At 70.3% G+C, this 19510-nt stretch carries 18 protein-coding genes and 1 pseudogene; 9 read left to right on the forward strand and 10 right to left on the reverse strand.

Annotation, left to right across the window (positions count from 1 at the left end; genetic code table 11):
* The 4 genes from A5692_RS27010 to A5692_RS27025 all read right to left on the reverse strand — a co-directional run.
* The coding region (locus A5692_RS27010) for a glycoside hydrolase family 15 protein (RefSeq protein WP_068062493.1) at nt 1–1670 on the reverse strand (1670 nt) is incomplete at its 3' end.
* Entirely contained in the window at nt 1663–3366 is a 1704-nt protein-coding gene (locus A5692_RS27015; RefSeq protein WP_068062589.1) for a GMC family oxidoreductase, read from the reverse strand. The genes A5692_RS27010 and A5692_RS27015, both read right to left, overlap by 8 nt.
* Nucleotides 3366–4112, reverse strand: coding sequence for a gluconate 2-dehydrogenase subunit 3 family protein (locus A5692_RS27020; RefSeq protein ID WP_068062496.1), 747 nt, complete (start codon nt 4110–4112; stop codon nt 3366–3368). The genes A5692_RS27015 and A5692_RS27020 overlap by 1 nt, the downstream gene beginning before the upstream one ends.
* Before the next feature lie 5 nt (nt 4113–4117).
* Nucleotides 4118–4597, reverse strand: a complete 480-nt coding sequence (locus A5692_RS27025) for a hypothetical protein (protein ID WP_068062499.1) — start codon at nt 4595–4597, stop codon at nt 4118–4120.
* Between the two features lie 390 nt (nt 4598–4987).
* Between A5692_RS27025 and A5692_RS27030 the strand changes: the two genes are divergently transcribed.
* Nucleotides 4988–6412 (forward strand): HNH endonuclease signature motif containing protein, encoded by a 1425-nt coding sequence (locus tag A5692_RS27030; RefSeq protein ID WP_068062504.1) that lies wholly within the window; start codon nt 4988–4990, stop codon nt 6410–6412.
* A 5-nt stretch (nt 6413–6417) separates the two neighbouring features.
* Here A5692_RS27030 and A5692_RS27035 read toward each other — a convergent pair whose 3' ends face one another.
* On the reverse strand, nt 6418–7104 hold the full coding sequence (locus tag A5692_RS27035) for an MspA family porin (RefSeq protein WP_068062592.1): 687 nt from the start codon (nt 7102–7104) through the stop codon (nt 6418–6420).
* A gap of 341 nt (nt 7105–7445) precedes the next feature.
* Between A5692_RS27035 and A5692_RS27040 the strand changes: the two genes are divergently transcribed.
* The gene (locus A5692_RS27040; protein WP_068062507.1) at nt 7446–10433 is read left to right on the forward strand and encodes an acyl-CoA synthetase; all 2988 of its coding nucleotides are present in this window, start codon (nt 7446–7448) and stop codon (nt 10431–10433) included.
* Nucleotides 10426–10650, forward strand: coding sequence for a Trm112 family protein (locus tag A5692_RS27045; RefSeq protein WP_068062510.1), 225 nt, complete (start codon nt 10426–10428; stop codon nt 10648–10650). Before A5692_RS27040 ends, A5692_RS27045 begins: the two co-directional genes overlap by 8 nt.
* On the opposite strand, the gene A5692_RS27050 is transcribed toward A5692_RS27045, so the two are convergent.
* Genes A5692_RS27050 through A5692_RS27065 form a run of 4 tightly spaced genes read right to left on the reverse strand, consistent with a single transcriptional unit; the run spans nt 10616 to nt 14078 of the window.
* Complete coding sequence (locus A5692_RS27050) at nt 10616–11239, reverse strand: TetR/AcrR family transcriptional regulator (protein ID WP_068062512.1); 624 nt, start codon at nt 11237–11239, stop codon at nt 10616–10618. The genes A5692_RS27045 and A5692_RS27050 overlap by 35 nt on opposite strands.
* Before the next feature lie 13 nt (nt 11240–11252).
* Nucleotides 11253–12071, reverse strand: coding sequence for an ABC transporter permease (locus tag A5692_RS27055; protein ID WP_156766313.1), 819 nt, complete (start codon nt 12069–12071; stop codon nt 11253–11255).
* On the reverse strand, nt 12005–12760 hold the full coding sequence (locus A5692_RS27060) for an ABC transporter ATP-binding protein (RefSeq protein ID WP_068062519.1): 756 nt from the start codon (nt 12758–12760) through the stop codon (nt 12005–12007). Before A5692_RS27060 ends, A5692_RS27055 begins: the two co-directional genes overlap by 67 nt.
* A 40-nt stretch (nt 12761–12800) precedes the next feature.
* Nucleotides 12801–14078, reverse strand: a complete 1278-nt coding sequence (locus A5692_RS27065; protein WP_068062522.1) for an ammonium transporter — start codon at nt 14076–14078, stop codon at nt 12801–12803.
* A 71-nt stretch (nt 14079–14149) separates the two neighbouring features.
* Between A5692_RS27065 and A5692_RS27070 the strand changes: the two are divergent.
* Nucleotides 14150–14759: pseudogene (locus A5692_RS27070) on the forward strand (DNA-3-methyladenine glycosylase).
* Nucleotides 14760–14767: 8 nt separating this feature from the next.
* Here the strand turns inward: A5692_RS27070 and A5692_RS27075 are convergent.
* Nucleotides 14768–15646, reverse strand: coding sequence for a bile acid:sodium symporter family protein (locus A5692_RS27075; RefSeq protein ID WP_068062525.1), 879 nt, complete (start codon nt 15644–15646; stop codon nt 14768–14770).
* Nucleotides 15647–15773: 127 nt separating this feature from the next.
* On the opposite strand from A5692_RS27075, the gene tyrS reads away from it, so the two are divergent.
* From tyrS to A5692_RS27100, 5 genes are all read left to right on the forward strand, one after another.
* Nucleotides 15774–17045, forward strand: a complete 1272-nt coding sequence (tyrS, locus tag A5692_RS27080) for a tyrosine--tRNA ligase (RefSeq protein WP_068062528.1) — start codon at nt 15774–15776, stop codon at nt 17043–17045.
* A gap of 75 nt (nt 17046–17120) precedes the next feature.
* A complete protein-coding gene (locus A5692_RS27085) occupies nt 17121–17495 on the forward strand; it encodes a DUF732 domain-containing protein (protein ID WP_304528628.1) in 375 nt (124 codons plus the stop codon).
* A gap of 28 nt (nt 17496–17523) precedes the next feature.
* Nucleotides 17524–18306, forward strand: a complete 783-nt coding sequence (locus A5692_RS27090; RefSeq protein ID WP_082963143.1) for a hypothetical protein — start codon at nt 17524–17526, stop codon at nt 18304–18306.
* 1 nt (nt 18307) lies between these two features.
* Nucleotides 18308–19309: an HAD-IIA family hydrolase gene (locus A5692_RS27095; RefSeq protein ID WP_068062534.1), complete on the forward strand. Its 1002-nt coding sequence runs from the start codon at nt 18308–18310 to the stop codon at nt 19307–19309.
* A 12-nt stretch (nt 19310–19321) separates the two neighbouring features.
* Nucleotides 19322–19507, forward strand: coding sequence for a hypothetical protein (locus tag A5692_RS27100; RefSeq protein WP_068062539.1), 186 nt, complete (start codon nt 19322–19324; stop codon nt 19505–19507).
* The last annotated feature ends 3 nt before the right edge of the window (nt 19508–19510 follow it).

Here is a 19510-nt window from a genome sequence, read left to right on the forward strand (position 1 = left end):
ACCAACTGGGGCACGCCCATTGCGCGATGCGCTGGTTCGAACGCAACCGCGCCGCCTGCGGGCCCCCCGGGCTGTTCGGCGAGCGCCATCATGAATCCGCACAGCAGGAAGGCGCCCTCGGCGTCGCCGAGATCACGCTCGTCGTGGCGGAAGCGGTAGACGAACCCGTCGTGGCTGAGCTGCCTACGGACGGCGTCGAGTGTGGCGCGGGTGCGCGGGTCGTCGGCGGGCAGGGCCCCGCGCACGGGGGGCAGCAGCAGCGAGGCGTCCACCCCGGGCAGCCGCGGGCTGCGTTGCCAGTAGCCGCCCTGCGGGTGCAGGCTGCCGGCGGCGGTGTCGGCCAGGATGGCGTCGGCCAGCGACGCGCTGGCGGCCACCTCGGTGCCGCCGCCCGCCACCTTGGCAATGGCGCGCAGCCCGGCGACACAGGCCAGCCTGGACTGCGTCCAGTGCTCGTTGTCGATCTCCCAGATCCCCGCGTCCGGCTCCCGCCAACGCTTTTCGATCGCGCCGATGGCGGCCTGCGCGGCGCGCCAGCCCTCGACATCGAGCCGGCCGGCGTGGCCCGCGCACGCCAGTAGCTGCAGCGCCTCACCGAAGACGTCGAGCTGGAATTGCTGGTTGACCCAGTTGCCCACCTTGTCGGTGCCGCCGGGGTAGCCGGGCAGGTCGAGGGTTTCCTCGCTGGGCACGCTGCCGCCCGTCACGGTGTAGGCCGGCTTGAGGTCGGGTCCGTGTTCCAGCAGCCGTCCGCCGACGAATTCGACCGCGCGGTCCAGCAATTCGGTCGCCCCGACGCTGGCGGCGGCGATGCCGGCGTACACCTGATCCCGGATCCACGCGTAGCGGTAGTCGTAGTTCTGGTTGGTGTGTGCGCGCTCGGGCAGGCTCATCGTGGCGGCGGCGACCATGCCACCGCCGCTGCTGGTCAGCCCGCGCAGCACCGCGTAGGAGTGCCGCGCGTCGCGCGGGGCGATGGTGCCGGTCAGCTCGGGCATGCTCCGGTGCCACGCGGCCTCCGTTGCGTCCCAGGCGACGTCGGGTTCGGGCGGCCGGTCGGGGAGCGTGCGTTCGGAGAGCTCCAGGACGAAGTCGTGCTGACCGCCTTCGTCGACGGTCACCTCACAGGCGAGCACGTCCCCGTGGCCGCGCGCCCCGGTGACGGCGCGCGCGTCGCAGCCGCCGAGCCAGCGCCACCGCAACCGCCCCGACTTCCCGCTCCATACCCCGTCGTCGACGCTCAGGTCGCCGGAGCCGTGCCGTCCGAACCCGGCGCTCGGCTGCAACAACAGCCGCACGCGCGCGGTCCCGCGGCAACCCATCAACCGGCGCAGCAGCACCACCCGGTCGGGATCGCCCGGGAAGGCCAGCGCCTCGCGGCATTCCACGATGCCGTCGCGGGTGATCCACCGGTTGCGCCAGATCAGGGTGCCCGGCTCGTAATAGCCGCCCCACACGTGCCGGACGTCGGTCGGGGTGATCGCGTAGACCCCGTCGCCGCCAATGAGATTCGAGAACACGGCGTCGGAGTCCCACCGTGGGGCGCACATCCACGCGACGTCACCCTGCGGACCGATCAGCGCGCCCCGTTCGCCGTCGGCGAGCAGCGCGTACTCGCGCAGCACCCGCGGGGAGAAGGTCACCTCGACGTCGATCGTGCGGTCAGACACGTACCCCCGCCTTCGTCGGCCGGCTTGCCGGGGCGTCCCGGCCGATCTTGCCGGTCGCCATCCGTTCGGCCAGCCGCGAGGCCAACGCCATGATCGTCAGCGCCGGATTCGCCGAGCCCTGCGTCGGGCAGACCGAGCCGTCGGTGAGGAACAGGTTCGGCACGCCCCACACTCGGTGGTCGGAATCGACCACCGAGTTGTCCGGGCGGGTGCCCATGCGGGCGCCCCCGATCAGGTGGGCGAACCGTTGGATGGTCAGCACGTCCTGGGCGCCCGACGCGTGCAGGATGTCGTCGATCACCTTGGTGGAGTAGGCCATGTTGGCCTTGTCGTTGTCGCACAGCGTGTAGTCGAACCGGGCGACCGGGATGCCATACGGGTCCGTCTCCTGGGCGAGGGTGACCCGATTATTCGGCAGCGGCAACAGCTCGTTGAGCACGCCTATGGTCGCCCAGTGGTTGTAGTCGCGCATGTACTCCCGCAACGCCCGCCCCCAATGCCCGTCGGCGAGCACGTGTTCGGCCCAACCGATGGGCAGCGGCGAGACGGTCTGGATGGAGAAGCCGCGGGCGAACCCGCGCGACGGGTCAGTCTCGTAGAACTGCTCCGAGGACACCTCCGGGGGTGGCGCCTTGTACATCCGGACCTCTTCCGACCACCGGCCCGCCGACTGCGTGGCGCCCTGCACCATCACGTACCGGCCGACCTGGTCGTCGTTGTTGCCCAACCCGTTCGGGAAGCGGTCGCTGGCCGAGTTCAGCAGCAACCGCGGCGTCTCGATGGAGTACCCGGCGATCGCGACGACCTTGGCCCGCTGCAACCGTTCGGTGCCGCCCACCTCGTCGTAATAGACCACCCCGCGCGCGGCGCCGCTCTCGTCGAGTTCGACCCGGGCCGCCATGCAATTGGCGCGCACCTCCACGGCGTGGGCCAGCGCGTCGGGCAGGTGCGTGACGTACGGGCTGGCTTTGGCGTTGACCTTGCAGCCCTGCAGGCAGTATCCGCGGTAGATGCAGTGCGGGCGGTTACCGAAGGTGCCGTTGACGATCCCGACGGGCCCCACGCGCATCTCGATGCCGAGCTGCATAGCGCCTCGCCACAGCTTGGCGGCCGCGCCCGAAATCGGGTGCGGGGAAAAGGAATACCGGTGCGGGTAGCCCCAGGGCCAGTTCTGCCCGGCCACCGGCAACTCCAGCTCGATCCGCTCGTAATGCGCGCGGACGTCCTCGTAGCGGATCGGCCAGTCCGCGCCGACACCGTCGAGGGTGTAGGTGTGAAAGTCGCTGGGATGAAACCGCGGCGTGTAGCCGGCGTAGTGGACCATCGAGCCGCCCACCCCGCGCCCGGAATTGTTCTTGCCCAGCTCGATCGGGTCCTCACCGCCGATGATGCGCTTCTGCGTCCAGTACAGCGCGTGCGAACCCGCCTCGTCGGACACCCAGTCCTCGTCGGGGTGCCAGAACGGGCCCGCCTCGAGGATGACGACCCGCCAGCCGGCCCGCGCGAGGCGCTGGGCGAGCACCGATCCGCCGGCACCGGCGCCGACGACCACCAAGTCGACCTCGTCGTCGTCGCGGTATCGCTGCATGGTCTTCTCGCCGGGCAGGTCGCGCGAGTGCACGTCGAGCAGGAACCGCGATTCGTTGTCCTTGGGCCCGACGGCTCCCCTGAGCAGTCCGCGGAGTCGGTCACCCATCACAGCTCACCTTGCTGGACCACGCGGACCGGGTCCTCGTCCGTGGCGCCCCTCGTCTCGAACGGTTCGCGGGCCGCGGCATCTCCCGTGGCACCGCCCAGGCGCATGAACCCGCGCGGGTAGGCCGGGCCGCCGAACCCGATCTCGTTCCACGCCCAGGGATGGGAGTAGAAGCCGGACAACACCATTCGCATGCACACCGACCACGCGCGTTTGACGTTGAGGCGCTCCCAGGTGCCGCCGTCCAGGGCGCCGTCGGAGAACTGGTCGACGATCGCTTCTCGGGTGTCGGGCTCCGCGTCGGCGAACGAGGCCTTGCCGTAGCGGCGGGACGCGGTCTCGTCCAGCGCGCGCAGCACCAGCCGCCAGGTGTCGCGGTCGTCGGGCATGTCGGCGTACTGATAGCCGTCGAGCCGGCCGTCGGCCAGCTTGGAGTCGACCGACTCGGGCACGGGCACCCGCGGCTCGGTGTCCTGGGCGAGCACGGTGTCGCAGAACGCGCGCAGGCAGGGCTCCTCGTCGGCGGTGAAGAACCGCAGCGGGCCGGGCGGCTCCAGCCGGGCCAGCACCACCTTCCTGGTGGCCTCGTCCCAGGTGTCGGCCGTCTCCAGCACGTCGAAATCCGGGTAGCGCCCGATCATTTGGGGCGTGGTCCCGCGGCGTTGTCTGGGCAGCCAGGACGGGTGCGGGGGTTTGCGATCCGGTCGCAGGTTGGGCAGGTGGTCGGGGCGGGTGGTGTCTGCCATCGCGCTCAGCCCCGGAACCGCTCGCGCCGCAGGATCGAGGCCAACAACCCCATCCCGCCGACCATGCACATCAGGCCCGGCGCCGCGATCGGCGGGCCCATCGGCACGTTGTACGACGCGTTCTTCCATCCACCGGGCTTGCGGGCCACCCCGCGCGCGTGCAGGTACTCGCCCATGAGGCCGTTGGCCGTGTAGATGCCGGCCGTGATCGGCAGCCAGAGTTTGGCCCAGCGCCGGGAGAACACCCCGCCGATTCCGGCGACCACCACCGGCGGGGTGACCACGATCGGGCTCCACATCCACTTGTTGCCGAAGCTCGCCTTGTAGTGCTCGAAATAGATCTCGGCTGTGGTCACGAGGGCGGCCATGGCCGTCAGCCCGGACAGCGAGCGTTCGAAGCGGCCGTGCGCGACGTCGTACAACGCCCGCTCGCCCAGCTGCATCGCCTCGTACTTGCGCCGTCCGCCGTTGCCTGACAACAACATTTGATCTGCCTTCCTGGCTCGTTGGCTCGTTGGTCATTCCGGGTTACTGGCTGGGGTGGTGCCCGTGCGGCATGACGTGAGCATGCGGTGGCCCACACACCGAGAACGACGCCGTGCCGTGACAGTCCGCGGCGGTTTTGCCCATGCGTCACCTCACTTCTGCACCGAAACACGCTCAAGCAGCCAGCGCGCGATGACGACTCGCGATGGCTGCCCAGAGAACTGGTAAGCGCCCAGCTGTGTGTTTCAACCGAGGTGGCCCCGACGGCGCGTCGTGACCGAAGCGCATTCGGTGCGTACCCGGTTTGAAGAGGTGCAAACCGTCCGGGTCGGGCCGGGTTCGCGGCGGTTCCCCGGGGCTTGTCGGACCCCCCACCTAGTATCGAAACTATGTTCGAATATGCCGCCGCTGCGCGGTCTACGCCGGAATCGGCCGCGCTGCTGGCCCGGGTTCGCGACGCGGGGCGGGCGGAGGCGCGGGCCGCCGCGGAACGCCTTGCGGCAGTGGGCGACTTGCTTGTCTTGCGGTGCCGCGATTCGGGGGAGCGGGCGGACTGGGCCGCTGATGCGTGGGACGCGGTCGCCGCGCAAGTCGGTGCGGCGTTGGGATGCAGCCTGGCGATGGCGCACACCTACCTGGGCTATGCGATGGCGATGCGCGAGCGGCTACCCGAGGTCGGTAAGGCGTTCCAGGCCGGGGATATCGACTATCGCGCATTTCAGACGATCGTCTACCGCACCGACCTGATCACCGATCCCGACGTCATGGCGCGTGTGGACGCGCAGTTGGCGGCGATGGTGTCGCGGCGCCCGTCGTTGACCCGACGCGGGCTGAGCGCGGCCGTGGATCGAGTGGTGGCGCTGGTGGATTCCGACGCGGTGCGCCGGGCCAAGGAGGCGGTCGCCGATCGGTTTGTGGATGTGCAAGACAACGAGTCGGGGATGGTGTGGCTGACCGGCAGCCTGTTCGGCGCCGACGGGCATGCGCTGGATCGGCGGCTCGAGGAAATGGCGCGCAGCGTGTGTGGCGCCGACCCGCGCACCCCTCGACAGCGGCGGGCCGATGCGCTGGGCGCGCTGGCCGCCGGGGCGCAGCGGTTGCGGTGTCTCTGCGGAACGCCCGACTGCGCCGGCGGCGGGCGCACCCCGAGCAATGTGGTGATCCATGTCGTCGCCGAGCAGGCGACGGTCTCCGGACAAGGCGGGGCCCCGGGCGTCCTGCCCGGCGTCGACGGACTCATACCGGCCGAGGTGATCGCCGAACTCGCTCGCTCGGCCAAGCTGGTCCCGCTCACCATCCCCGTCGAAGCCGAACCGCGCTATACCCCCTCGACCCGGCTGGCGGACTTCGTCCGATGCCGGGACCTGACGTGCCGGGCGCCGGGGTGCGACCGGCCTGCCGCCGACTGCGACATCGACCATACGATCCCGTACGACGACGGTGGGCCCACCCACGCGTCGAACCTGAAGGCCCTTTGCCGCCAACATCATCTGCTGAAGACCTTCTGGGGTTGGCAGGACGAACAGTTGCCCGACGGCACCATCATCTGGCGGCTACCTGGCGGGCACACCTACGCCACGACACCGGGCAGTGCGTTGCTCTTCCCGACCCTGTGTGCGCCCACCGGGCCCCTGCCCGCCCCCACACCGCGCGAGCGCTGCGGCGAGCGCACCGCGCGGATGCCCCTGCGCACCCGCACCCGCGCCCAGAACCGGGCCCACCACGTCGCCTCCGAACGCCACCGCAACCGGCGTGCCCGCCTGGCAACCCACACCGGCCCGGCACCGCCGGACGACGAACCCCCACCCTTCTGATTGGGTCAGACGGACTTGGTCACGCCGACGTAGGACAGCACGACGTCGGATTCGTCGGTCACCTGGGTCAGCGTCGCGTAGGACCGGATGAACGACTGTCCCACGCACCCGTCGATTTTGACGTGGAAGCCGGTGACGATGACCCGCGGATTCGGGCCCTTGAACTCTTTTTTGGCCACCGGTACTTCGACTACGACACCGGGCTTGAGGCCCACGGATACCACCCCGTTCAGCGGGGTGGTGACCAACGGCACCGCCGCCGGCGTACCGGTAAACACGCCCGCCAAGCCCAAGCCGGGGGTTACGCCCGCGCTGCCTCCGAGCGTCACGCCGTTGGAGGTGCTCATGTCGATTCCGCAGCCGATCTCATAACCCACCTCGAGGACGCCGCGGGGCTGCTCGAGCCCGTCCAGCGAACCGAAGAACGTTCCGCGGGCGAGGTATTCACGAGACGAGAGGGCGGTCGTCAACGGCGCTATGGGGACTTGCGACTCGTCCTTGGCGCCCAGGGTCAAATCCCAGCCTTCGGGCGTTGTGTAGGTCACCGGTTCGGACGAGGGCACCCGCCCCTCGTCGGAGGGTCCAGCGGTGGCCGCGGCGTTCTCGGCGTCCGGATCGGCGGCCGACGGGGGCGCCGAGATCACTGAAACGACGACGCACAACGCGACGATCGCAGCGCGACGGACGACCACGGCTACCGGCCACACGTGCGACACCGTATGCGCGGCCCGATTCGGCTCTCGGAATTTGCTGGCGAGCCGCCGAAGTCGTTGTGCGTTCGTAATCGTTATGGGATATGGCCGCGCAGTACTCTGTTCTGCCACCGGGGCCCGACGGGCAAGCGTTAGCGGGGCGAGTCGCGATCACGCTGGACGCCCCAGACGCGGCGACCCCGGACGGAGCCCGATTGGGTCCGAAGGCCGACCCGCACGACTGCAGCCGCTGACCACCCCCGAGCAAATCGCCTGGCCAGGCCCGCCGACCCCGCTGGTGTGCCATGATGTCGGAGCTGTCAAGACATAGGGGAGCGGCCGTGGATCTCAACTTGTCGATCGTCACGCGACCGGTGGAGCGCCTGATAGCTACGGCGCAGAACGGGCTGGAAGTCGTCCGGCTGGGGGGCTTGGAGACGGGTAGTGTCCCGTCGCCGTCGCAGATCGTCGAGAGCGTGAAGATGTACAAGCTCCGGCGTTATTTCCCGCCCGACAACCGGCCGGACAAGCCGCCGGTGGGCCCGCCGGTGCTGATGGTGCACCCGATGATGATGTCGGCGGACATGTGGGACGTCACCCGCGAGGACGGCGCGGTCGGCATCCTGCACGCCAACGGGCTGGACCCCTGGGTCATCGACTTCGGCGAACCGGACAAGGTCGAAGGCGGCATGCGCCGCACCCTGGCCGACCACATCGTCGCGCTCAGCCAGGCCATCGACACCGTGAAGGACGTCACGGGCAGCGACATCCATCTCGTCGGTTACTCCCAAGGCGGCATGTGGTGCTACCAGGTTGCCGCCTACCGGCGGTCGAAGAGCCTGGCCAGCATCGTCACCTTCGGCTCGCCGGTGGACACCCTGGCCGCCTTGCCGATGGGCATCCCGCCGAACTTCGCCGCGCCGGCCGCCAACTTCATGGCCGACCACGTCTTCAGCCGGCTGGCCATCCCCAGCTGGATGGCGCGCACCGGCTTTCAGATGCTCGACCCGCTCAAGACCGCCAAGGCGCGCGTCGACTTCGTCCGCCAGCTGCACGACCGCGAGGCCTTGCTGCCGCGCGAACAGCAGCGCAGGTTCCTCGAACGCGAGGGCTGGATCGCCTGGTCCGGCCCGGCGATCTCTGAACTGCTCAAACAGTTCATCGCCCACAACCGCATGATGACCGGCGGCTTCGCCGTCAACGGGCAGATGGTCACGCTCACCGACATCACCTGCCCGGTGCTGGCCTTCGTCGGCGAGGTGGACGACATCGGGCAGCCGGCGTCGGTGCGCGGCATCAGGCGCGCGGCGCCGGACGCCGAGGTCTACGAAAAGCTTATCCGCACAGGCCATTTCGGTTTGGTCGTCGGATCCAAGGCGGCGCAGCAGAGCTGGCCGACCGTCGCCGAATGGGTGAAGTGGCTGTCCACCGGCGGCGACATACCGGACGGCATCGACCTGATGGCCGACCAGCCCGAGAAGCACACCGACAGCGGTGTCGCGTTGAGTTCCCGTCTCGCGCACGGCATCGGGGAGGTTTCCGAGGCGGCGCTGGGCGTGGTGCGCGGTGCCGCCAACACGGTGGTCGCGGCCAACAAGTCGATGCGCACCCTGGCCGTCGAAACGGCCCGCACGCTGCCGCGACTGGTCCGGCTGGGACAGATCAACGACCACACGCGCATCTCGTTGGGCCGCATCATCGACGAGCAGGCGCACGACGCACCGCAGGGCGAATTCCTGCTCTTTGACGGGCGCGTGCACACCTACGAGGCCGTCAACCGGCGCATCAACAACGTCGTCCGCGGCCTGATCGAGGTCGGGGTGCGCCAGGGCGACCGGGTCGGTGTCCTGATGGAGACGCGACCCAGCGCGCTGGTCGCGATCGCCGCGCTGTCCCGGCTGGGTGCCGTCGCCGTGGTGATGCGACCGGACGCCGACCTGGCCGCGTCGATCCGGCTCGGGGGGGTGACCGAGCTGCTGACCGACCCCACCAACCTGGAGGCGGTGCTGGCGTCGGACCGCCAGGGGTTGCGGCAGGTGCTGGTGCTGGGCGGCGGCGAGGCGCGGGATCTGCACCTGCCCGACGACAGCGACGTCATCGACATGGAACACATCGACCCTGACGCCGTCGAGCTGCCCGGCTGGTACCGGCCCAACCCGGGACTGGCGCGTGACCTGGCGTTCATCGCGTTCAGCGCGGCCGGCGGCGAGCTGGTGGCCAAGCAGATCACCAACTACCGCTGGGCGGTGTCGGCGTTCGGGACCGCCTCGACGGCCGCCCTGGACCGCCGGGACACCGTCTACTGCCTGACCCCGCTGCACCACGAGTCGGCGCTGCTGGTGAGCCTCGGCGGCGCGGTGGTCGGCGGCACCCGCATCGCGCTGTCCCGCGGCCTGGACCGCGAGCGGTTCGTCCAAGAGGTGCGGCAGTACGGCGTCACGGTGGTGTCCTACACGTGGGCCATGCTCCGCGAGATCGTCGACGATCCCGCGTTCGTGCTGCACGGCAACCACCCGGTGCGGCTGTTCATCGGTTCGGGCATGCCGACCGGGCTGTGGGGCCGCGTCGTCGACGCCTTCGCGCCCGCCCACGTCGTCGAGTTCTTCGCCACCACCGACGGGCAGGCGGTGCTGGCCAACGTGTCCGGCGCCAAGGTCGGCAGCAAGGGCCGTCCGCTGCCGGGCGCCGGGCGCATCGAGCTGGCCGCCTACGACGTCGAACACGACCTGATCCTGGAGAACGACCGCGGCTTCGTCCAGATCGCCGAGCCGAAACAAGTCGGGGTGCTGCTCGCCGCGTCCAACGGTCCGATCGACCCGACCGCGTCGGTCAAACGGGGCGTGTTCGCCGCCGGCGACACCTGGATCTCGACCGAGTACCTGTTCTACCGCGACGACGACGGCGACTACTGGCTGGCGGGCCGGCGCGGCTCGGTGGTCCACACCGCGCGCGGTCCCGTCTTCGACGAGCCGGTGAACAACGTGCTCGGCTGCGTCACCGGCGTCGATCTCGTGGTGACCTACAACGTGCCGGTGGGCGACCGCCAGGTCGCGGTCTCGGCGGTCACGCTGCTGCCGGGGGCCAGCATCACCGCGGCCGACCTGACCGACGCCGTGGCGAAGATCCCCATCGGCGTCGGCCCCGACATCGTCCAGGTGTGTCCGGAGATGACCTTGAGCGCCACCTACCGTCCGACCGTCAGCGCCCTGCGCGCGGCCGGAATTCCCAAGCCGGGCCGCCAGGTCTGGTACTTCGACGCCGACGCCAACTTCTTCCGGAAGCTGACTCCGAGCGTGCGGTCCGAGCTGAGCGGGCGCGACCATGATTGACGATTCACTGCTGGAAATCCTGGTGTGCCCGGCCGACCGGGGCCCGTTGCTGCTCGTGGACCCGGGCGATGGGGAGCTGCTGTACAACCCGCGGCTGCGGCGCGCCTACCGGATCGAGGACGGCATCCCGGTGCTGCTGGTCGACGAGGCCCGCGACGTCGACGACGACGAGCACGCCCGGCTCATGGCACGAGCCCATCCGGCAGATCCCCGGTGAGGTAGCGCTGCAGGTTCGGCCCGATGGTCTGCGCGACCTGCTGGGCCGGCAGTGACGCGAACGGCTCCAGCTGCAGGATATAGCGGGACATCACGACGCCGACCAGCTGGGACGCGACGAACTGGACGCGGATGACCCCGCTGCCGGGCGGATTGTCAACGCGCGGGCCGACTTCCACCGCGATCACGTCCTCGATGAACGTGCGGAACAGGTTGACCTCCGAGCCGGCCAGGATGGACCGCAGCGTGGCGATGAACCCCGTGCCCAGGTCGGAATCCCACAGCGGCAACAACATCGACGGCAGCCGGTAACCGACTTCCTCGATCGGCACGTCGCGCAGCGGGCCGATGATGTCCATCGGATCGATCGGGATGTGGACGGCCGCGGCGAACAGCTTCTCCTTGGTGCCGAAGTAGTGATGCACCAGCGCCGAGTCGACGCCGGCCGCGGCCGCCACCGCGCGGATCGAGGTGTTGCCAATTCCATTGGTGGCGAACAATTCTCGGGCGCTGGCCAGGATGCGGTTGCGGGTGTCGGAGCTGCCCGCCGGCCGCCCGGGCCGCCGGCGGCCCTCATTGGCGATCGCCACTAGGACCTCGCCACTACGGCGTCCGTCGCCGCAGCGTCGCGGCCGCCAGGCACAGCGACGCGAGCGCGAAACCCAGCACGACGACGATGTCGCGCACCGCGACGTAGGTCAGCTGCGGGTGCACCCCCACCTGTTGCAGTGCCTCCAGCGCGTAGCTGGCCGGCATCACGTCGCTGACCCATTGCAGCCAGTGCGCCATCAACGCGCGGGGCACGATGATGCCGGCCAGCAACAGCTGCGGCACCATCACCAGCGGGATGAACTGCACCGCCTGAAACTCGGTGCGCGCGAAGGCGCTACACAGCAGGCCCAGGCCCACGCCGAGGACGGCGTTGACGATCGCGATCACGAACACCCACGCCGGGCTGCCGGCGGTGTCGAAGCCGAGCAGCCAGAACGACACGATGCACGCCAAGACGGCCTGTGCCGCTGCGGCCGTCGAGAAGGCGGTGCCGTAGGCCATCAGCAGATCGAACCGGCGCAGGGGAGTGGTCAGGATGCGCTCCAGCGTGCCGGAGGCACGTTCCCGCTGCATGGTGATCGCGGTGATGATGAACATCACGAACAGCGGGAACAGGCCCAGCAGGATCAGGCAGGCGTTGTTGAAGGGCGTCGGCCCGCCCGGCCGGTGCGGCTCGTTCTGCAGCATGTAATACATCAGGGTGATCACCAAGACCGGCACGAACAGGATCATCGCGACGCTGCGGTGGTCGGCCGCCAGCTGACGCAGGATCCGTGCCGTGGTGGCGGTGTATCCCTTGAGGCCTAACCGGCCTGGCGCATGATGTTGCGCTTGATGATGGACAGAAACGCGTCCTCCAGTGACGTGCATCCGGTGTCCTCTCGTAGTCGGGCCGGTGTGGTGTGCGCGAGCAGGTGACCGTCCCGCATCAGCAGCAGGTCACCGCAGTGGTCGGCCTCGTCCATGACGTGGCTGGACACCAGCAGCGTGGTTCCCCCGCGGGCGAGATCGGCGAACTGGTCCCAGAGGTCCGCGCGCAGGACGGGGTCCAGGCCCACCGTCGGCTCGTCGAGCACCAGGAGGGCGGGATGGCAGACCAGAGCGCAGGCCAGCGACACCCGGGTGCGCTGACCGCCGGAAAGGTTGCCGCAGAAGGCGGTTCGGTGATCGGCCAGCCCCACCTGCTCGATCGCCGCGTCGGCGGCCTGGCGGTCGAAACCGTACAGCGAGGCGAAATACCGGACGTTGTCGACCACGCGCAGGTCGTTGTAGATGGTCGGGTCCTGCGGCAGATACCCGACCCGGCGGTGCAGCGACGCCGACCCGGCCGGGTGGCCGAGCACGGTGACGGTTCCCGAGGTGACGAGCTGAGTGCCGACGATGCAGCGCATCAGGGTGGTCTTGCCGCAGCCGGACGGGCCAAGCAGGCCGGTGATGCTGCCCTGCACGATCTGTACCGACAGATCGTGCAGGGCCGGGCGCTTGCCGCGGATCACCCGCAGGTGATCGATGCGGACGGCGGGGTCGGAGATTAATTCATCACGTGATGAAGTCATCATGTGATGAAATATCGTCCTCTACCGAGGGACTGTCAAGGGGTTACGGGGACCGACCTTCCGAACCGGGGCGCCGCAGCGGCAGGTGGCCGTGCACGCCCTCGGCGTAGGCGGTCTCGGCGTGCTGCGTGAGGTCCACGCCGGTGGTCTCGTCCTCCGGACTGAGCCGAAATCCCATCAGCCGGTCGATCACCTTCGCGAGCACGAACGACACCGTGAACGCATAGAGCGCGACGACGACGATCGCGAGCGCCTGCTTGCCCAGCTGGGAAAAGCCGCCGCCGTAGAACAGGCCCCGCGGGCCCGAGGTCATGACCGCCGTGGCGAGCAGCCCGATCAACGACACCCCGACGACGCCGCCGACGAAATGCACGCCGACCACGTCCAGCGAATCGTCATAGTTGAAGCGGAATTTCGCGCTGACCGCGAACGAGCACACGACGCCCGCCGCGAGCCCGACGACCGCCGCGCCCAGCGTGTTGACGGTGCCGCACGACGGCGTGATCGCGACCAGCCCGGCCACCACGCCGGAGGCCGCACCGAACGTCGTGGGCCGGCCGTCGCGGATCTGCTCCACCGACAGCCAGCCCAGCATGCCCAGGCAGCCGGCGACGAGCGTGTTCAGGAAGATGGCCGCGGCGGTGCCGTTGGCCGCCAGGGCGGAGCCGGCGTTGAACCCGAACCAGCCGAACCACAGCAGACCGACGCCGAGCAACACCAGCGGCAGGTTGTGCGGCCGCATGGCGTCCTTCTTGAAGCCGATGCGGGGCCCGAGCACCAGGGCCAGGGCCAGGGCCGAGGAACCGGACACGATCTCGACGACCAGGCCGCCCGCGTAGTCGAGCACACCCAGCTTGGCCAGCCACCCGCCGGGCCCCCACACCCAGTGCGCCACAACCGAATACACGACCACCGTCCACACCGGGACGAACACCATCCACGCGGCGAACTTCGCGCGGTCCGCGATCGCCCCGCTGACCAGGGCGGCCGTGATGATCGCGAACGTGACCTGGAACGTGGCGTACAGCAGCTCGGGCACCGCCCCGTGTGCGGTGTCCGGGGTGATGCCCAGCATCCCAATGTGCCTGAGGTTGCCGAGGAACCCGCTCGCCCCGTCCGCGGAGAACGCGATGGTGTAGCCGACCAGTAGCCACGCCACCGTGACCAGCGGGATGGAGATGAAGCTCATCATGATCATGTTGAGCACCCCGGTGGTGCGGACCATGCCGCCGTAGAAGACGGCCAGACCGGGAGTCATCAGCAGCACCAGCGCGGTGCTGGCCAGCAGCCACGCGGTAGCGGCGGGGTCGATCGGATGCATGACGTGTGCTCCTTCGCAGGTCCCAGGACACCGGGATACTGCCATGGCGGCGCGGTCGGTAGGTTCGGTGGGTGGCCGCACGCCAGCTGCTCGTCGACCCCGTCGCTGCTGCCCAACGGCTACTCGGCGCCACCCTCACCGGGCGGGGCGTCAGCGCCGTCATCGTCGAAGTCGAGGCCTACGGCGGCGTTCCCGACGGTCCCTGGCCGGACGCCGCGGCGCACTCCTATCGGGGGATCAGCGGACGCAACGCGGTGATGTTCGGGCCGCCCGGGCGGCTTTACACCTACCGCAGCCACGGGATCCACGTCTGCGCCAACGTCTCCTGCGGGCCGGACGGCACGGCCGCGGCGGTGTTGTTGCGCGCCGCCGCCCTCGAGGAGGGCACCGAGACCGCGCGCCCGCCGAGGCGAGCTGGTGCGTGGCGCCGCGCTCGCGCGGGGGCCGGGGAACCTGTGCTCGGCCCTGGGAATCACCATGGACGACAACGGCATCGACCTCTTCGACCCGGCCAGCCCGGTGACCCTCGAACTCAACGAGCCGCTGACCCCCGCGTCCGGTCCGCGCGTCGGGGTCAGCCAGGCGGCCGACCGGCCCTGGCGATTCTGGCTCGCAGGCCGGCCGGAAGTCTCGGCCTACCGCCGCAGCCCACGCGCTCCCGCCCCCGGGACCAGCGACTAGCTGGCGGCCTAGGCGGGCACGGGTGCGACGGCGCGAAAGGCGGGGTCGACTCGCCGCGCGAGGAACACGAACGTCACGGCCAGCAGGGGCGCGACGGCGCTGTACAACGCGGCCGGCATGGCCATTTCGGTGCTGTTCAGCAACTGCGGGCTCAACGCGATGCCCATCGCCACCACGGCGTTGTGCATCCCGACCTCGAGGCTGACCGCCACGGCCTGACGGGGAGCCAGCCGCATGAAGCGCGGCGCCAGGTAGCCGACCGTCAGGCTCACGGCGCAGAAGGTCACGACGGCCCCGCTCAGCACGCCGAAGTGATGCCACAACGTCGTTCGCCCCCCGGCGACCGCGCCGAGCACGGCGACGACCAGCAATGCCAGCGCAATGATGCGGACCGGACGCTGCAGTCGGCGGGCGAGTTCGGGGAAGCGGTGGCGGAAGGCGACTCCGATCCCGATCGGGACGAGCACCAGGCCGAACACCGTGAAGAACTTGTCCACCTGGAGCGGGAGGAACCGGCCTTCTCCGAGGAACCAGGTCATCGACACCGCCAGGATCGCGGGCAGCGCGACGATCGACAGCACGGCGTTGATCGCGGTCAGCGTGAGGTTGAGTGCCAGGTCGCCGTTGAACAGGTGGCTCAGGATGCTCGACATCGTCCCGCCGGGGGTGGCGGCCATCAGCATGAGACCCACGGCCAGATGAGGCTCGAGGTGGAAGGCCTCGGCGATCGCCAGGCACAGGGCCGGCAGCAGCAGCGACTGGCAGGTGAGCGCCACCGCGAGCGGTTTGCGCATCGTGGCGGCGCGTTTGAAGTCGGCGACCGTGAGCGTCAGCCCGAGGGCCAGCATCACCACCACGACGACCAGCGGCCAGTATCGGTTGTCCATAACGCTCCACGTCGTCGGTGCACTCAGCGGGCAGGCGGTGACGCGGCGGTGCGCCGCTCGGTTAGCTTGCCTCATCCCGCAGCGCGTGGGCGAATCGTGGCCTCGGGAGCGACTAAAGTCGGCGGCGATGTCTTCCGGGATCCTTGACGAGCTGGGCTGGCGCGGGCTGATCGCACAGTCCACCGACCTCGACGCGCTGGCGGCCGAGGCGCAGCGCGGGCCGATGACGGTGTACGCCGGCTTCGACCCCACGGCGGCCAGCCTGCACGCGGGGCACCTGGTGCCGCTGCTGGCGCTGCGCCGGTTTCAGCGCGCCGGCCACCGCCCGATCGTGCTGGCCGGCGGGGCCACCGGCATGATCGGTGACCCGCGCGACGTCGGGGAGCGCACCCTCAACGAGGCGGACACCGTCGCCGAATGGACCGAGCGCATCCGGGGCCAGCTGGAGCGCTTCGTCGACTTCGACACGTCCCCGACGGGCGCCGTCGTCGTCAACAACCTGGACTGGACGGCCCCGTTGTCGGCCATCGAGTTCCTGCGGGACCTGGGCAAGCACTTCTCGGTCAACGTCATGCTGGACCGCGACACGATCCGGCGGCGGCTCGAGGGCGAGGGCATCTCCTACACGGAGTTCAGCTACATGCTGCTGCAGGCCAACGACTACGTCGAACTGCACCGACGCTACGACTGCGCGCTGCAGATCGGCGGCTCCGACCAGTGGGGCAACATCATCGCCGGCGTCCGGTTGGTGCGCCAGAAGCTGGGCGCGACGGTGCACGCGCTCACCGTGCCGTTGGTGACGGCGGCCGACGGCACCAAATTCGGCAAGTCCACCGGCGGCGGCAGCCTGTGGCTCGACCCGGCGATGACCACCCCGTATGCCTGGTACCAGTACTTCTTCAATACCGCCGACGCCGACGTGATCCGCTACCTGCGGTGGTTCACCTTCCTGTCGGCCGAGGAGCTGGCCGAGCTGGAACAGGCGACGGCCGAGCGCCCGCAGCAGCGGGCCGCGCAGCGACGGCTGGCCCGCGAACTGACCGTCCTGGTGCACGGGGAGGCGGCCACCGAGGCGGTCGAGCACGCCAGCCGGGCGCTGTTCGGGCAGGGCGAACTGGACCGGCTGGACGAGGCGACGCTGGCGGCGGCGCTGCGCGAGGCGTCGGTCGCCGAGCTCAAACCCGGCGGCCCGGACGGGATCGTCGACCTGTTGGTGGCCAGCGGCCTGTCCGAGAGCCGCAAGGCCGCGCGCCGCACCCTCAATGAGGGCGGTGTGTCGGTCAACAACGTCCGCATCGACAGCGAGGAGTGGGCTCCACAGCCCTCGGATTTCCTGCATGGCCGGTGGCTGGTGTTGCGCCGCGGCAAGCGCACCGTCGCGGGGATCGAAAAGGTCTAGGAACGCACCCGCAAAACGCGTTGGTGCGCAAATCTTTACCGCACCGTGTTGCGGCTGTGACCCGCATTGGCCAGGGTGGTCACGGTGATGTCCCTCAGGCGTGTGGAATGGATCCTGCTGCGTGTCCTGGGGGTGGGTGCCTGCGTGGCCGGGATCGCCGCGCCGCTGGCCGCGCCCGTTCGCGCCGACATGCGGGGGAACGCGTTCCTGATGGCGCTGTCCAACGCCGGTATCACCTACCCGCACCCGGAGAGCGCCCTGGCGCTGGGTCAGTCGGTGTGCCCGATGCTGGTCATGCCCGGTCAAAGCTTCGACTCGGTCGCCGATGAAATGGCCAGCCGCAGCGGCCTGGGCTACGAGTCGGCGGGTTTGTTCACCATCGTCGCCGTGGCGACGTACTGCCCGGCGGTGATAGCGCCGTTGCTGCAGAACCGGCTCACGGCGTACTAGCGGTCGGCGCCCCCGTATCCTCGGCTGCGTGGTCGACGACAGGCAGCGGCAGCGGGGCGAACGGCGTCCGCGCCCATCCGGGGCGTGGTCTGGCCCGGGCCGCGCGCGCCCGGTCCAGCCGGAGAAGCCCGACGGCCATCGCACGCCCGAGCCCGGGCCGCCGATACCGCCCGGTGTGGACGCCCGGCAGTTGGCGCCCGAGATCCGGGGTGAACTGAGCACCCTGGACCGCGCCACGGCCGACGCGGTGGCGCGCCACCTGGTTGCCGCCGGTGAGCTCCTCGACGAAGACCCGGAGGCGGCGCTGAGCCACGCCCGCGCCGCCCGCGCCCGCTCCAGCAGGATCGCCGCGATTCGCGAGGCGGTCGGGATCGCCGCCTATCACTGCGGCGACTGGGCGCAGGCGCTGGCCGAATTGCGCGCCGCCCGCAGGATGGGCAGCAAGTCCAACCTGCTCGCGCTGATCGCGGATTGCGAACGCGGGCTTGGCCGCCCGGAACGGGCGATCGAACTCGCCCGCGGGCCGGAGGCGGCCCGGCTGGAAGGCGACGACGCCGACGAGTTGCGCATCGTCGCCGCGGGCGCCCGCGCGGACCTCGGCCAGCTGGAGCAGGCGCTGACCGTGCTGTCCACGCCGCAACTGGACCCGGCCCGCACGGGCTCGACGGCGGCGCGGTTGTTCTACGCCTACGCCGAGACGCTGCTGGCGCTGGGCCGCAACGACGAAGCGCTGCAATGGTTCCTACGCTCGGCGGCCGCCGATGTCGAAGGCGTCACCGACGCCGAAGACCGGGTCAGCGAGCTGGGCTGAGATGACAAGCGTTGCGCGCCAATACGATTGCCTGCTGCTCGACCTGGATGGGACGTTGTTCCGCGGCCGCCGGCCCACCGAAGGCGCGGTGCAGGCGCTCGCCGAGGTGCGCAGCCGCGCGTTCTTCGTCACCAACAACGCATCGCGCAGCGCCGCCGAGGTCGCCGCGCACCTGACCGACCTCGGCTTCACCGCCACCGCCGCCGACGTCGCCACCAGCGCCCAGAGCGCGGCCCGGCTCCTGGCCGAGCAGCTGCCGGCCGGTGCGCCGGTGCTCATCGTGGGCACCGACGCCCTGGCCGACGAGGTCGCGGCCGTCGGCCTGCGCCCGGTGCGCCGGTTCGACGACGAGCCCGTCGCGGTCGTGCAGGGACTGTCGATGACCATCGGCTGGCCGGACCTCGCCGAGGCGGCGCTGGCCATCCGGTCCGGAGCGCTGTGGGTCGCGGCCAACGTCGACCCCACGCTGCCCACCGAGCGTGGCCTGCTGCCCGGCAACGGATCCATGGTCGCCGCGCTGCGCGCGGCCACCGGTGCCGAACCCCAAGTCGCGGGCAAGCCGGCGCCCGGATTGCTCACCGACGCGGCGGCCAGGGGCGACTTCCGCGCGCCCTTGGTGGTCGGCGACCGCCTGGACACCGACATCGAGGGCGCCAACGCGGCCAAGCTGCCCAGCCTGATGGTGCTCACCGGGGTCAGCTCCGCGCGGGACGCCGTTTACGCCAAACCCGCCCACCGGCCCACCTATATCGGCCACGACCTGCGGGCGTTGCATCAAGCCGGCGAGCGGCTGGCGGTCGGGCCCCAGCCGGGCTGGCGCGTCGACGTCGGCGAGCGGGCGGTGACCGTCAGCGGCGACGGGGCCGACGACGGCGACGAGCTGGCGGTCGTGCGGGCGGTCGCCGCCGCGGTATGGGCCGCCCCGTCGGACGGACGGCCGATTGGCATCGAGGCCGGCGACGCGCGCGCCCGCGAGGCGCTGCAGCGCTGGTCTCTGGACTAGCGTAAGAGCGCAATGACTATCGACCCAGAACAGATTCGCGCGGAGATCGACGCCCTACTCGCCCGGCTGCCGGAGCCCGGGGCGCCGGACAGCCCCGGCAACGATCCGTCGCTCACCGAGCTCGAAGACATAGCGCGCCGCCTGTCCGAGGCGCACGACGTGCTGCTGGCCGCGCTGGAGTCGGCGGAGAAGGGCTGAGTG

Origin of the sequence: Mycobacterium sp. E342 (genome assembly GCF_001667665.1) — a bacterium.
Taxonomy (GTDB): Bacteria; Actinomycetota; Actinomycetes; order Mycobacteriales; family Mycobacteriaceae; genus Mycobacterium.

Coding starts and splice junctions, on each gene's coding strand:
- A5692_RS27015 (WP_068062589.1), bottom strand. CDS start 3,366: ATGGGTGACCGACTCCGCGGACTGCTCAGGGGAGCCGTCGGGCCCAAG.
- A5692_RS27020 (WP_068062496.1), bottom strand. CDS start 4,112: ATGGCAGACACCACCCGCCCCGACCACCTGCCCAACCTGCGACCGGAT.
- A5692_RS27025 (WP_068062499.1), bottom strand. CDS start 4,597: ATGTTGTTGTCAGGCAACGGCGGACGGCGCAAGTACGAGGCGATGCAG.
- A5692_RS27030 (WP_068062504.1), top strand. CDS start 4,988: ATGTTCGAATATGCCGCCGCTGCGCGGTCTACGCCGGAATCGGCCGCG.
- A5692_RS27045 (WP_068062510.1), top strand. CDS start 10,426: ATGATTGACGATTCACTGCTGGAAATCCTGGTGTGCCCGGCCGACCGG.
- A5692_RS27055 (WP_156766313.1), bottom strand. CDS start 12,071: ATGCACGTCACTGGAGGACGCGTTTCTGTCCATCATCAAGCGCAACAT.
- A5692_RS27060 (WP_068062519.1), bottom strand. CDS start 12,760: ATGATGACTTCATCACGTGATGAATTAATCTCCGACCCCGCCGTCCGC.
- A5692_RS27065 (WP_068062522.1), bottom strand. CDS start 14,078: ATGCATCCGATCGACCCCGCCGCTACCGCGTGGCTGCTGGCCAGCACC.
- A5692_RS27075 (WP_068062525.1), bottom strand. CDS start 15,646: ATGGACAACCGATACTGGCCGCTGGTCGTCGTGGTGGTGATGCTGGCC.
- tyrS (WP_068062528.1), top strand. CDS start 15,774: ATGTCTTCCGGGATCCTTGACGAGCTGGGCTGGCGCGGGCTGATCGCA.
- A5692_RS27095 (WP_068062534.1), top strand. CDS start 18,308: ATGACAAGCGTTGCGCGCCAATACGATTGCCTGCTGCTCGACCTGGAT.
- A5692_RS27100 (WP_068062539.1), top strand. CDS start 19,322: ATGACTATCGACCCAGAACAGATTCGCGCGGAGATCGACGCCCTACTC.